Origin of the sequence: Micromonospora sp. NPDC007220, assembly GCF_040634035.1 — a bacterium.
Classification (GTDB): Bacteria; Actinomycetota; Actinomycetes; order Mycobacteriales; family Micromonosporaceae; genus Micromonospora; species Micromonospora reichwaldensis.
The window spans coordinates 443,362-455,579 of record NZ_JBEYEU010000002.1 but is presented as its reverse complement, the minus strand read 5'-3'; the positions used below and the strand labels follow the sequence as shown (position 1 = coordinate 455,579).

12 protein-coding genes and 1 pseudogene are annotated in these 12,218 nt (G+C 76.0%); 4 read left to right on the top strand and 9 right to left on the bottom strand.

Going from position 1 to position 12,218, the window contains the following annotated elements; genetic code table 11:
- Positions 1-13 precede the first annotated feature (13 nt).
- Both ABZ573_RS08230 and lgt read right to left on the bottom strand, forming a co-directional pair.
- The gene (locus tag ABZ573_RS08230) at positions 14-1,201 is read right to left on the bottom strand and encodes an NAD(P)/FAD-dependent oxidoreductase (protein ID WP_151456314.1); all 1,188 of its coding nucleotides are present in this window, start codon (positions 1,199-1,201) and stop codon (positions 14-16) included.
- Positions 1,202-1,214: 13 nt separating this feature from the next.
- Positions 1,215-2,402 carry a prolipoprotein diacylglyceryl transferase gene (gene lgt, locus ABZ573_RS08225; protein ID WP_358116676.1) on the bottom strand — a complete coding sequence of 396 codons (1,188 nt, stop codon included), beginning with the start codon at positions 2,400-2,402 and terminating at the stop codon, positions 1,215-1,217.
- 101 nt (positions 2,403-2,503) lie between these two features.
- Here lgt and ABZ573_RS08220 point away from each other — a divergent pair, with 101 nt between their 5' ends.
- On the top strand, positions 2,504-3,043 hold the full coding sequence (locus ABZ573_RS08220) for an NUDIX hydrolase (RefSeq protein ID WP_327029101.1): 540 nt from the start codon (positions 2,504-2,506) through the stop codon (positions 3,041-3,043).
- A gap of 151 nt (positions 3,044-3,194) precedes the next feature.
- Here the strand turns inward: ABZ573_RS08220 and trpA are convergent, their stop codons facing one another.
- The 3 genes from trpA to trpC form a co-directional block, all read right to left on the bottom strand.
- Entirely contained in the window at positions 3,195-3,998 is an 804-nt protein-coding gene (gene trpA, locus ABZ573_RS08215; RefSeq protein WP_327029102.1) for a tryptophan synthase subunit alpha, read from the bottom strand.
- A gap of 4 nt (positions 3,999-4,002) precedes the next feature.
- Positions 4,003-5,241, bottom strand: coding sequence for a tryptophan synthase subunit beta (gene trpB / locus ABZ573_RS08210; RefSeq protein WP_151454262.1), 1,239 nt, complete (start codon positions 5,239-5,241; stop codon positions 4,003-4,005).
- A gap of 188 nt (positions 5,242-5,429) precedes the next feature.
- On the bottom strand, positions 5,430-6,233 hold the full coding sequence (gene trpC, locus ABZ573_RS08205; protein ID WP_192581374.1) for an indole-3-glycerol phosphate synthase TrpC: 804 nt from the start codon (positions 6,231-6,233) through the stop codon (positions 5,430-5,432).
- A gap of 489 nt (positions 6,234-6,722) precedes the next feature.
- Between trpC and ABZ573_RS08200 the strand changes: the two genes are divergently transcribed.
- Entirely contained in the window at positions 6,723-6,980 is a 258-nt protein-coding gene (locus ABZ573_RS08200) for a hypothetical protein (RefSeq protein WP_151454286.1), read from the top strand.
- On the opposite strand, the gene ABZ573_RS08195 is transcribed toward ABZ573_RS08200, so the two are convergent.
- The 4 genes and pseudogenes from ABZ573_RS08195 to ABZ573_RS08180 form a co-directional block, all read right to left on the bottom strand.
- Positions 6,973-7,602: a Trp biosynthesis-associated membrane protein gene (locus ABZ573_RS08195; protein WP_358116671.1), complete on the bottom strand. Its 630-nt coding sequence runs from the start codon at positions 7,600-7,602 to the stop codon at positions 6,973-6,975. The genes ABZ573_RS08200 and ABZ573_RS08195 overlap by 8 nt on opposite strands.
- Positions 7,599-9,185, bottom strand: coding sequence for an anthranilate synthase component I (locus ABZ573_RS08190; RefSeq protein WP_358116669.1), 1,587 nt, complete (start codon positions 9,183-9,185; stop codon positions 7,599-7,601). Before ABZ573_RS08190 ends, ABZ573_RS08195 begins: the two co-directional genes overlap by 4 nt.
- Entirely contained in the window at positions 9,182-9,619 is a 438-nt protein-coding gene (gene hisI, locus ABZ573_RS08185) for a phosphoribosyl-AMP cyclohydrolase (RefSeq protein WP_311411668.1), read from the bottom strand. The genes ABZ573_RS08190 and hisI overlap by 4 nt, the downstream gene beginning before the upstream one ends.
- Before the next feature lie 180 nt (positions 9,620-9,799).
- Positions 9,800-10,396 (bottom strand): annotated as a pseudogene (locus ABZ573_RS08180) (phosphoribosyl-AMP cyclohydrolase); the annotation flags it as partial.
- A 308-nt stretch (positions 10,397-10,704) separates the two neighbouring features.
- Here ABZ573_RS08180 and ABZ573_RS08175 point away from each other — a divergent pair.
- Both ABZ573_RS08175 and ABZ573_RS08170 read left to right on the top strand, forming a co-directional pair.
- Complete coding sequence (locus ABZ573_RS08175) at positions 10,705-11,433, top strand: ABC transporter ATP-binding protein (protein WP_151454265.1); 729 nt, start codon at positions 10,705-10,707, stop codon at positions 11,431-11,433.
- On the top strand, positions 11,430-12,185 hold the full coding sequence (locus tag ABZ573_RS08170; protein WP_358116665.1) for an ABC transporter permease: 756 nt from the start codon (positions 11,430-11,432) through the stop codon (positions 12,183-12,185). Before ABZ573_RS08175 ends, ABZ573_RS08170 begins: the two co-directional genes overlap by 4 nt.
- Positions 12,186-12,218 lie beyond the last annotated feature (33 nt).

Genomic DNA, 12,218 nt, shown 5'->3' with positions numbered 1-12,218 from the left:
TCGGCCCGGCGGGTCAGGTCGGGGGGCGCCACTGGGCGGCCGTGGTGGCGGCCGTGGAGAGGAGGCGAGGGCTCAGGGCGCCCAGGGCTACGTCGCGGGCGCGCAGCGCCAGCGGGCCCCGGGCCTTCAGCACCGCCGACATCCGGCGGGTCTGCCGGACCACCGTCGCCGCCCGGGGCCGGCGCACCCGGTCGTACGCGACCACCGCGTCGGGCAGGCGGGACTCGCGCAGCAGCGAGGCGAGGGTGGCGGCGTCCTCGAAGGCGAGGCAGGCGCCCTGGCCGAGGTGCGGCGGCATGGCGTGGGCGGCGTCGCCGAGCAGCACCACCCCGCCCGGGCCGGTCGGGAAGCCGTACGACCTCGGCAGCGGCCGCAGCTCGCGGATCTCCTGCTGCACCAGGTCCGCCGGGTCGGTGGCGTCGAGCAGGTCGGCGATCGGCGCGGGCCAGCCCGCGTACCAGCGGCGGAGCAGGGCGAGCTGGGTCTCCGGCGGCTCCGGGCGGGGCGCGCCGACTGCGGTGGCGACCCAGTAGATGCCGCCCCGGCTGGAGCCGCCGGAGGAGCCGCGCTCGCCGAGCGAGGCCGACACGAAGCGGTAGCCGGCACCGAGCACCTCGCCGCCGACGGGCCGGTCGGCGGGCAGCTTCGGGGCCCGGTACCAGGGGATCACCGCCCGCCAGGCGGCGCAGCCGGAGCTGACCACGCCGGACTCGGGGGCGAGTTGCCGGCGCAGCGCGCTGTCGGTGCCGTCGGCGGCGACGACCAGGTCGGCCTCGATGGTGTGCCGGCCGTCGCCGACCGAGGGGCGCTCCCCGGAAACGGCACGGACCGTCCGCACGGTCACCCCGGTGCGCAGCTCGACCTCGTCGCCCAGGCCGGCGATGAGCGCGTCGTGCAGGTCCTCCCGGTGCACCACCACCGGCATCCGGTCGGCCGGCGTGGGGCGGGGCTGCACCAGCCAGTGCCCGTCCGGGCGGCGCACCCCGCCGTCGGGCAGCCCCGTGGCGATCGCCTCCAGGCCGGCGCCGAGTCCCAGGGCGCGCAGCGCGCGTACGCCGTTGGGCCAGAGCGCCACGGCGGTCGGCTCGGGGCGGACGCGGTCGGCACGCTCCAGCAGGGTGACCCGCCAGCCGGAGCGGGCCAGCGCGCCGGCGACCGCGAGGCCGCCGATGCCGGCGCCGACCACGACCGCGCTACGCATCGGGTGCTCCTCCTCAGCTGTCGCGCTCGGTGGGCCGGGTGCCCGTGGCCCCGGCCCGGTCCTGCGGGATCTCCCCGGCGGGCGCGGCACCGTCACCGGCGGATCCCGGGGTGTCCTCCGCACCGGCCGTCCCGTCCGACGGCGCGTCCACCGAGCCGGGTGTGGCCGCCCCGTCCGGCTCGGCCGGCGTCTCGCCGGTCTCCTGCCAGTGCCGGTACTGTTCCTCGCTCACCACGCGGTAGCCCTGCGGGGCCGCCGGCCGGGCGCCGGCCTCCTGCGCGGACAGGTCGACCTGCGAGACGTCGGAGCCGACGGCCGGCTCCGCGGTCGCGGCGGCGCCGATGGGAACGACGTACTCCCGGGGGCCGCGCACCCGCACGAAGTAGACCAGGGCGCCGAGGAAGACCAGGCCGGCGGTCCACACGTTCAGGCGTACGCCGAGGATGGTGTTCGCCTCGTCGGTGCGCATCAGCTCGATCCAGAACCGCCCGGCCGTGTAGCCCATGACGTAGAGCGCGAACGCCCGTCCCCGGCCGAGGCGCAGCTTGCGGTCGAGGACGAGGACGAGCGCGGCCACGCCGACGTTCCACAGCAGCTCGTAGGCGAACGTCGGGTGGTAGAGGCCCGGTTCGAGGATCGGCTTGCCGGCGTCGTCGCGCAGCGCGTGGCCCGGGTTGTCCGGGTCCATCCGGTGGATCTCCAGACCCCAGGGCAGGGTGGTCCGGCCGCCGTAGAGCTCGTTGTTGAACCAGTTGCCGAGCCGGCCGATCGCCTGCGCCAGCGGCAGGCCGGGGGCCAGCGCGTCGGCGACCACCCCGAACGGGATGCCGAGCTGCCGGGCCGCGAACCACGCGCCGACGGCCCCGCCGGCCACCGCGCCCCAGATGCCGAGACCGCCCTCCCAGATGGCGAACGCCTTCATCGGGTCGCCGCCGGTGCCGAAGTACTTCTCCGGAGAGGTGATCACGTGGTAGATGCGGGCGCCGACGATGCCGGCCGGCACCGCCCAGACCGCGATGTCGAGGACCGCACCGGGGGCGACGCCGCGCTGGCGCAACCGCCGCTCGGTGACCCAGCAGGCCACCACGATGCCGACGATGATGCACAGCGCGTACGCCCGGATCGGCACCGGTCCGAGCTGCCAGACGGCGGTGCTGGGGCTCGGCAGGGCCGCCTGGGGAGTCAGCGAGGCGAGAGTCACGGATGCACACGCTACCGCCGTGGCCCCCTCCGGTGGCACCCCGGTCCACCGTCCGCCGGTCCCGGTGACTTCTGGTTTGCGCCGCCGTAGGCTCTTTGTCCATGAGCGCGCTCACCTGGGCGGTCGCCGCGGTCGTCACCGACGACGCCGGCCGGGTGCTGCTGTGCCGGCAGGGCCGGGGTGAGCGCCACGGCCTGCCCGGTGGGCGGCTGCGCCCGGCCGAGAGCCCCGTGCACGCGGTCACGCGCGACATCCGGGCCGAGACCGGGTGGGAGGTCGAGGTCGTCGACCTCGTCGGCCTCTATCACCTCGCCGGGCGGTACGGGGCGGTGCTCGCCGGTCCGGCCCCGGCGGCCGGGCGTGCCGGGCCGCTGCCCGACGTCCTGGTGCACGTCTTCCGGGCGCGTACGCGGGGGTCTGGGCCGGCCGGCGACCCGGTGGGCGGCTGCCGGCCGTCCTGGCACCACCCCTCGGCGCTGCCCGAGGCGCTCACCCCGACCACCCGGGCGGCGCTCACCGACGCCCTGGCGGGCCGCTCCGGCGTGCTGCGTGACACCGCCCCGGGCGCCCCGGCGCCGACGGCGGGCCACCCACCGGGGCAGCGGAGCACCCCGCCGGCCGACCGGGCACCGCACCCCTGACCCGGGCGGGACAGGAGGCCAGGCACCGCACCCCTGACCCGGGCGGCACGGGAAGCCGGGCACCGCGCCACCGACCCGGGCGGGACAGGAGGCCGGGCACGCACGGCTGACCCGGGGCGAGCGGGCGGGAGGGCGGCTGGGGGCGGTCGGGTCAGCGGGTCGGGTTGCGGACGCCCTCGGCGAGTTCCGCGCTCAGCGCGCGCAGGGCGGCCAGCCCGGACTTCTCGTCGGGCGCGTCGAGCAGGCACCGGATCAGCGCGCTGCCGACGATGACGCCGTCGGCGTAGCCGGCGACCGTGCCGGCCTGCGCGCCCGTGCCGACGCCCAGCCCGACGCCGATCGGCAGGTCGGTGACCTCCCGCGTGCGGGAGACCAGGATCGGGGCCGCGTCGGAGGTCTTCGCCCGGGCGCCGGTGACGCCCATGATCGCGGTGGCGTAGACGAAGCCCCGGCAGTGCTCGACGGTCATCGCCAGCCGCGCGTCGGTCGAGGACGGCGAGACCAGGAAGGTGCGGTCCAGCCCGTACGCGTCCGAGGCGGCGAGCCACTCGCCGGCCTCCTCCGGGATCAGGTCCGGGGTGACCAGCCCGGTGCCCCCGGCCGAGGCGAGGTCCCGGGCGAAGGCGTCGACGCCGTAGCGCTCGACCGGGTTCCAGTAGGTCATGGTGACCACGGGCGCCCCGGTGGCCGCGACGGCCTCGATGACGCGCAGCGTGTCGCGGGTGCGTACGCCGCCGGCGAGGGCGATGTCGCTGGCCTTCTGGATCACCGGGCCGTCCATCACCGGATCCGAGTATGGGATCTCCACCTCGATGACGTCGACGCCGGCCTCGACCATCGCGGTCATCGCGGCGATGCTGCCCTCGACGGTCGGGAAGCCGGCCGGCATGCAGCCGACCAGCACGGCCCGCCCGTCGGCGCGGGCCTTGTCGAAGGCCACCCCGATCCGGCTCACGTTCTCACTGCTCCTTGTCGAGGATGCCGAAGTAGTCGCCGGCGGTGTGCACGTCCTTGTCGCCCCGGCCGGAGAGGTTGACCACGATCGTCGGCTCCCGACCCAGCTCGGCGGTGAGCTTCGGCGCGATCTTGAGGGTGCCGGCGAGCGCGTGCGCGCTCTCGATCGCCGGGATGATGCCCTCGGTGCGGCAGAGCAGCTCGAACGCCGCCATCGCCTCCTCGTCGGTGACCGGCAGGTACGTCGCCCGGCCGCTGTCGTGCAGCCAGGCGTGCTCCGGCCCGACGCCCGGGTAGTCCAGCCCGGCGGAGATCGAGTGTGACTCGCACGTCTGCCCGTCGGCGTCCTGGAGCACGTACGTCCGGGTGCCGTGCAGCACCCCGGCGGACCCGCCGGTGATGCTGGCCGCGTGCCGGCCGGTCTCCACCCCGTCGCCGCCGGCCTCGAAGCCGTAGAGCCGCACGTCGGGGTCGCCGACGAAGGCGTGGAAGATGCCCAGCGCGTTGGAGCCGCCGCCGACGCAGGCGGTGACGGCGTCCGGCAGCGCGCCAGTCAGGTCCAGGCACTGCTGGCGCGCCTCGTCGCCGATGCCCCGGACGAAGTCGCGGACCATCGCCGGGAAGGGGTGCGGCCCGGCGGCGGTGCCGATCAGGTAGTGGGTGTCGTCGACGTTGGCGACCCAGTCGCGCATCGCCTCGTTCATCGCGTCCTTGAGGGTGCGCGAGCCGTTGGTGACGGGGACGACGGTGGCACCGAGCATCCGCATCCGGGCCACGTTGAGCGCCTGCCGCTCGGTGTCGACCTCGCCCATGTAGACCACGCAGTCGAGATCGAACAGGGCGGCGGCGGTGGCGGTGGCGACGCCGTGCTGGCCGGCCCCGGTCTCCGCGATCACCCGGCGCTTGCCCATCCGCCTGGTCAGCAGGGCCTGGCCGAGCACGTTGCGCACCTTGTGCGCCCCCGTGTGGTTGAGGTCCTCCCGCTTGAGCAGCACCCGCGCGCCCAGCTTGGCGGAGAACCGCTCCGCCGCGTAGAGCAGCGAGGGGGTGCCGGCGTAGTCGCGCAGCAGGGCGCCGAACTCGGCCCGGAACGACTCGTCGGCCATCGCCGCGCGGTGCGCCGCGTCCAGCTCGTCGAGCGCCGCGACCAGTGCCTCCGGTACGAACCGGCCGCCGAACCGGCCGAAGTGACCGGCGGAGTCAGGCAGCGGACCGGCCGCGGCGGCCGTCACGTCGGCGCTCATGCCGGCACTCCGCTTCGCTCCGTGCCGCCATGAGGCAACTCCGCACTGAGCCTGATGACTCGCTCGCTCCGCTCGCTCATGCCGGCACTCCGCTTCGCTCCGTGCCGCCATGAGGCAACTCCGCACTGAGCCTGAAGATTCGCTCGCTCATGGGATCGTCCTCTCGGTGCTGACGAACCGGCGCGGGGTCAGCGCACCGGGCGGGGCGTGGCCGGGTGGTTGCCGGCGTTGACCAGCTCGGCCACCGCCTCGCGGGGGCTCTTCTGGGTGACCAGACCCTCGCCGACCAGGACCGCGTCGGCGCCGGCCGAGGCGTACCGGATGAGGTCGTGCGGGCCGCGCACCCCCGACTCGGCGATCTTGACGACGCTGCTGGGCAGGCCGGGCGCGATCCGCTCGAACACCGAGCGGTCGACCTCAAGGGTACGCAGGTTGCGGGCGTTGACCCCGATGACCTGGGCGCCGGCCTCCAGGGCGCGGTCGGCCTCCTCCTCGTCGTGGACCTCGACCAGCGCGGTCATGCCCAGCGACTCGATCCGCTCCAGCAGGCCGACGAGGGCGTTCTGCTCCAGCGCGGCGACGATCAGCAGCACCAGGTCGGCACCGTGCGCGCGGGCCTCGTGCACCTGGTAGCTGGAGACGACGAAGTCCTTGCGCAGCACCGGGATGCGGACGGCGGCGCGGACGGCGGCCAGGTCGTCGAGCGAGCCGCCGAACCAGCGCCCCTCGGTGAGCACGCTGATCGCCCGCGCCCCGCCGGCGGCGTAGTCGCCGGCCAGGTCGGCCGGGTCGGCGATCTCGGCCAGCCGCCCCTTGGACGGCGACGAGCGCTTCACCTCGGCGATCACCGCGACGCCCGGCTTGCGCAGGGCCGCGTACGCGTCGAGCGGCGGCGGCGCGGCGGCGGCCAGTTCGCGGATCCGCTCCAGCGGAACCTGCTCCTGGCGCCGGGCGACGTCCTCGCGCACGCCGGCCAGGATCTCGTCGAGCACGCCTACGGACGCTGCCGTACCGGCGTCGTCCCCCTCCGCGTGCGCATGCTCAGCAGTCACCAACGGACTCCCCTCTCCGGGTGTCATGGGCCGATGCTAGGGGGCGCCACCTGGCGACGGCCGCCGGGGGTATGGCGTGCCTCACGAGATGGGCTGGGGCATAATGGCCGACCTCCGGTGAACGGGATGTCACGCAGGGCGACCGCACCCAGCGACGAAAGACACCCGACCATTCCCGCCCCCACCCCCCGGTCATCGACGTGATCCTATCTGAGGGTGCGGCCGGCCGCCCGGCCCGGCGACCGCCGCGGACGCCGGTCGATGGTGTGACCTACCTCAAGGCCGAACGGCCCTTTGCCTGGTGGCGGCCCTGCGAGCAGTGTTGACGTGTCGGTCACCACGGCGAAACGTGAACCAGCCAGCATCGTCCTCGGGCAGACTCGATGACGCGCCTGCCCCACCGTCACCAACGATCCTCGCGGGGTGATCATGAGCACTGTCGAGCCGCACCAGCCCATCGGACTGACGACCGTCTCGCGCACGGTCGCATCGCTCGCCGTCGGCGTGGTCCACACCCTCGAGCGCGCCGTGGTGGGCGAGGCCCGCATGCGGACCGCGCGGGGCAACGCCTGGGAGGCGGTCTGCGCCGACCGGGCCCGGGCCGAGCAGCGGGCCGAGCTGGACCGCCTGGTGGCGGAGCTGGCGGCGGCCCGGGCCGCCGCCCGCGAGCACCAGCCGGTCAGCTGACCGTCGGGTCCTCGCCCCGGTCCAGCGCGTCCCACGCCTCGGTGGTGTGCCGGCCGGTGACCCGGTCGCCCTCGCCGCGGGCGGCGGGCGCGGCGTCGCCCGCGGGCCGCCGCTCGTAGCGGGCGCCCATCGCCGGCCAGTGCCGCCCCCGCAGCGCCGTCAGCAGCCCGCCCGCCGTGGCGAGCACCCCGCCGAGCAGGCAGAGCGCCGGCCACTGCCGGGCGACCTCGCCCTCGAACGCCGCGACCAGGCCGTAGCCGCCGCCGGCCGCCACGGCCGCGCCGAGCACGCACAGCAGCCCGCCCAGCAGCCGCCGCGCCCGTCCCCGGGTGGCGAGCACGGCCCCGCCGCCGGCCAGCCCGACCAGGGCCAGCGCCGGCAGCCAGGGCAGCAGGCCGGCGCCCGTGCGGGCGTCGCGTACCGGCGGCAGCGGGGTGGGCCGGGCGGTCAACTCGACCGCCCAGGTGCGGGTCGACGCCCACAGCGCCAGGCCCGCGCCGGCCACGCAGAGCAGCACGGCGTACGTCAGCTCGCGCCGCTGCGTGCCGGACCGCGCGCCCCCGCCCGCGTCGGCGGCCGGAGTCGTCCCCGGCTCCTGGCCGCGCGGCTCGGCGGCCGTCATCGGGCGGGCCGGAGGGTCTCGGCGGCGGCGATGGCGGCGAGCACGGCCGCGGCCTTGTTCCGGGTCTCCTGGTCCTCGGCTGCCGGGTCGGAGTCGGCAACCACCCCCGCCCCGGCCTGCACGTACGCCCTGCCGTCGCGCATCAGCGCGGTGCGGATCGCGATCGCCATGTCCAGGTCACCGCCGAAGCCGAAGTAGCCCACGGTGCCGCCGTAGATGCCGCGCCGGACCGGTTCCAGCTCCTCGATGATCTCCATGGCCCGCACCTTGGGCGCGCCGGAGAGGGTGCCGGCGGGGAAGGTCGCGGCCAGCGCGTCGAAGGCCGTACGGTCCTCGCGCAGCGTGCCGACCACGGTCGAGACGATGTGCATGACGTGGCTGTAGCGCTCGATGGTGGCGAACTCCGGCACCTCCACCGTGCCCGGGCGGCAGACCCGGCCCAGGTCGTTGCGCCCCAGGTCGACCAGCATCACGTGCTCGGCGCGCTCCTTCGGGTCGGCGAGCAGCTCCGCGGCGAGGCGGGCGTCGGCCTCGGGGGTGCCGCCGCGCGGCCGGGTGCCGGCGATCGGGTGCAGCAGCGCCCGCTGCCGCCCCTCGGCGTCGCTGGTCACCTTCAGGTGCGCCTCCGGCGAGGAGCCGACGATGTCGAAGCCGTCGAAGCGCAGCAGGTACATGTACGGGCTGGGGTTCGTCGTGCGCAGCACGCGGTAGACGTCCAGCGGGTCGGCGTGCGTGTCCCGCTCGAACCGCTGGGCCAGCACGATCTGGAAGCACTCGCCGGCCCGGATCGCCTCCTTGGCCGCCTCGACGGCCTTCGGGTAGCCGCCCTCGGGCGTACGGCTGCGCACCTCGCCCGCCGGGGGCCGCCCGACGGTCGAGACCATCGGCGGGATCGGCCGCGACAGCGCGGTGGTCATCGCGTCGAGCCGCCCGACCGCGTGGTGGTAGGCCGCCGTGACCTGGGCGTCCCGGTCCGGCTCGGCCAGCGGCGGCAGGATCGCGTTGGCGACGAGGATCGCCGAGCCGTCGTAGTGGTCGAGGACCACCAGGTCGGTGGCGAGCATCATGCCCAGCTCGGGCACGCCCAGGTCGTCCTCGGTCAGCTCGGGCAGCCGCTCGAAGCGCCGGATCAGCTCGTAGCCCAGGTAGCCGACCATGCCGCCGGTCAGCGGGGGCATGCCGCTGGCCGCGTCGAACGCCGGGCCGGCGAGCGCCTCGACGGTCTCGCGCAGCACCTGGACCGGGTCGCCGGAGGTGGGCAGGCCGGCCGGTGGGTGGCCCGTCCACACCGCCGCGCCGTCCCGCTCGGTCAGCGTGGCGCTGCTGCGTACGCCGATGAACGAGTAGCGCGACCAGGCCAGGCCGGCCGAGCCGACGCCCTGCTCGGCCGACTCCAGCAGGAACGTCCCCGGGCCGCCGGCGAGCTTGCGGTAGACGCCGACGGGGGTCTCCGCGTCGGCGAGCAGCCGGCGGGTGACCGGCACGACCCGCCAGCGGGCGGCCAGCTCGGCGAAGGTGGCGAGGTCGGGGCTGACCGCGCCGTCGGTGCGGGAGCCGCCGGGCGTGACCCGCTGCGCGCTCACCGGGCACCCGCCCCGTCCCCGCCGACCGGCAGCTCGGTGAAGAAGCAGGTGCGGTGCCCCGTGTGGCAGGCCGCGCCGACCTGGTCGACGTCGACCAGCAGCGCGTCGCCGTCGCAGTCCAGCGCCACCGCGCGGACGTACTGGTGGTGCCCCGAGGTGGCGCCCTTGACCCAGTACTCCCGGCGGCTGCGCGACCAGTAGGTGGCCCGGCCGGTGGTCAGGGTGCGGTGCAGCGCCTCGTCGTCCATCCAGGCGACCATCAGCACCTCACCCGAGTCGTGCTGGCGGACCACGGCGGCCACCAGGCCGTCGGGGGTGCGGCGCAGCCGGGCGGCGATGGCCGGGTCGAGCCGGGACGGACGGACCGCGCCGTCGGCCGCGGGCTCCTGCGGACTGGGGTGGGCGCCGGTCACGGGCGCGTCAGGTACGGGCACAGTGACCCATTGTCCCGCACGCGTGGCGGGCACGGGTGACGGCTCCCGCCGGGGCCGCGGCGGCCGGTGGGCGGGCCGGGTCAGCTGGTCGACGTAGCGGTCCAGCCGGCCGTCGGTCAGGGCGTCGGCCAGGTCCCCGCCGGCGGCCCGGGCGACCTCGGCGGCGTACGGGCGGACCAGCGGCAGGACGCCGGTGACGAGGCGGGCCGCGGCGGCGCAGAGCTGGCCGACGGAGCCGGGCCGCAGGCCGAGGCAGAGCAGCAGGTCCTCCCGGTAGTGCGGAGGCGCCACCGGCAGGTCGAGGGCGGCGGCGAAGGCCGCCCGCCGGGACGTCACCCGCACCGTGGGGTTGGCCAGCCGCAGCACCGACGGGCAGAGCCGGGCCAGATCGGCGGCGGCCAGCCGGACGCCGAGGTGGTCGTCGGCGTCCCGCGCGCCGGCCACCTTACCGAGCGTCGCGATCAGCTCCTCCAGCTGCGGCTCGCCGGCGGGGTGGCAGAGCACCGGCAGGTCGATCCGGGGCCGCCAGTGCGGGTCCGCCCAGAGCAGCCGGACCGGCGCCGTCACCGGCAGCCCGAACGCCCATTCGGCGGGCTCGCCGAGGCGGGTCAGCCAGGAGTTCACGTCGCGGGCGGCCACCGAGACGTGGGTCAGCCGGCCCCCGTGCTCGGCCAGGAACGCCCGGCGGGCGGCGTACGGGGCGCCGTCGAGCAGCACGTCGACGTCGACGTCGCTGTGTGCGGTGGCGGCCCGCCGGGCGTGGCTGCCGCGCAGCATGATGCCCACCACGGGCTGCTCGGCACCGGCCCGCAACCGGGCCGCCCATTCGCCGAGGAACCTCTCGTCCGGTGACGCAGCGTGACCCACGGCGCCATCGTGCCGTACGTCCGATCAGGGCGCAATGCCCGATGGTACGCCTGATGCCCGTTGGCGGACCCGCTGTCCGGGTCCGAAGGCTAATGCCCGACCGATCTCCCCGCCGCGCCGGGGGTCCGTGCGGGTGGACCGGGGTCGACCGTTGCGGCCCGGCGGGCGTCTCCGTTAGCGTCGAGTTCAACGGATGATGAGTTTCCCGGGAGGCGCCGGTGGACGAGGCGATCGCCGTACGCGACCTGGTCGTCGAGCGGGGCGGGCGGCGGGTGCTGCACGGCGTCAGCGCGGACGTGCCGCGCGGTTCGGTCACCGGGCTGCTCGGCCCGAGCGGCAGCGGCAAGACCACACTGCTGCGGGCGGTGGTCGGCGTGCAGGTGGTCGGCGCCGGCTCGGTGACCGTGCTGGGGCGCCCCGCCGGGTCGCCGGAGCTGCGCCGCCGCGTCGGCTACCTGACCCAGGCGCCCAGCGTCTACGCCGACCTGACGGTGCGCGAGAACGCGCGCTATTTCGCCGCCCTGCACGGCCGGGGGCGGGCCGAAGCCGACCGGGCGGTCGCCGAGGTCGGGCTCGCCTCGGCCGCCGGCCAACTGGTCGGCACCCTCTCCGGCGGGCAACGCAGCCGGGCGTCGCTGGCCTGCGCCCTGGTCGGGGAGCCGGAACTGCTCGTCCTCGACGAACCGACCGTCGGCCAGGACCCGGTGCTGCGGGCCGACCTGTGGGCCCGGTTCCACGCCATGGCCGCCGCCGGCACCACCCTGCTGGTCTCCAGCCACGTCATGGACGAGGCGGCCCGCTGCGACCGGCTGCTGCTGATCCGCGAGGGGCGGCTGATCGCCGACGACACCCCCGACGCGGTCCGCGCCGCTGCCGGCACCGACGACCTGGACGAGGCGTTCCTGCGGTTGATCAGGGCGGGCGCCGCCGGACGGGAGGCGTCGTGAACCCCCGGATCCTGGCCGCCACCACCGGCCGCATCCTGCGCCAGCTGCGGCACGACCGGCGCACCGTGGCGCTGCTGCTGGTGGTCCCGTCGGTGCTGCTCGCCCTGGTCCACGCCATGTACGTCGACCAGCCCGCCCCGCCGGGGCAGCCGTCGACCTTCGACCGGGTCGCCCTGGTGATGCTCGGCTTCTTCCCCTTCGTGATCATGTTCCTGGTGACCAGCATCGCGATGCTGCGCGAGCGCACCACGGGCACGCTGGAGCGGCTGCTCACCACCCCGCTGGGCAAGCTCGACCTGCTCTTCGGCTACGGCATCGCGTTCGGGCTGGCCGCGGTGGTCCAGGCGGTCGTCGCGTCCGTGGTCGCGTACGGCGTCTTCGGGCTGGACACCGCCGGACACAGCGGGCTGGTGGTGCTGGTCGCCGCGCTGAACGCCGTGCTCGCCGTCGCGCTCGGGCTGTTCTGCAGCGCCTTCGCCCGCACCGAGTTCCAGGCCGTACAGTTCATGCCGGTCGTGGTCGTGCCCCAGTTGCTGCTCTGCGGGCTCTTCGTGCCCCGGGGCGAGATGGCGGGCTGGTTGCAGGCGGTCAGCGACGTGCTGCCCCTGTCGTACGCCGTCGAGGCGCTCCAGGAGGTCGGCGCCCACGCGGAGCCGACCGGCACGATGTGGCGGGACGTGGCGGTGGTCGCCGGCGCGGCGGCGCTGGCGCTGGTGCTCGCCGCGGCCACCCTCCGGCGGCGCAGCGGCTGAGCCGCCGACCCGACCGGCGGGCCGCGACGCGGC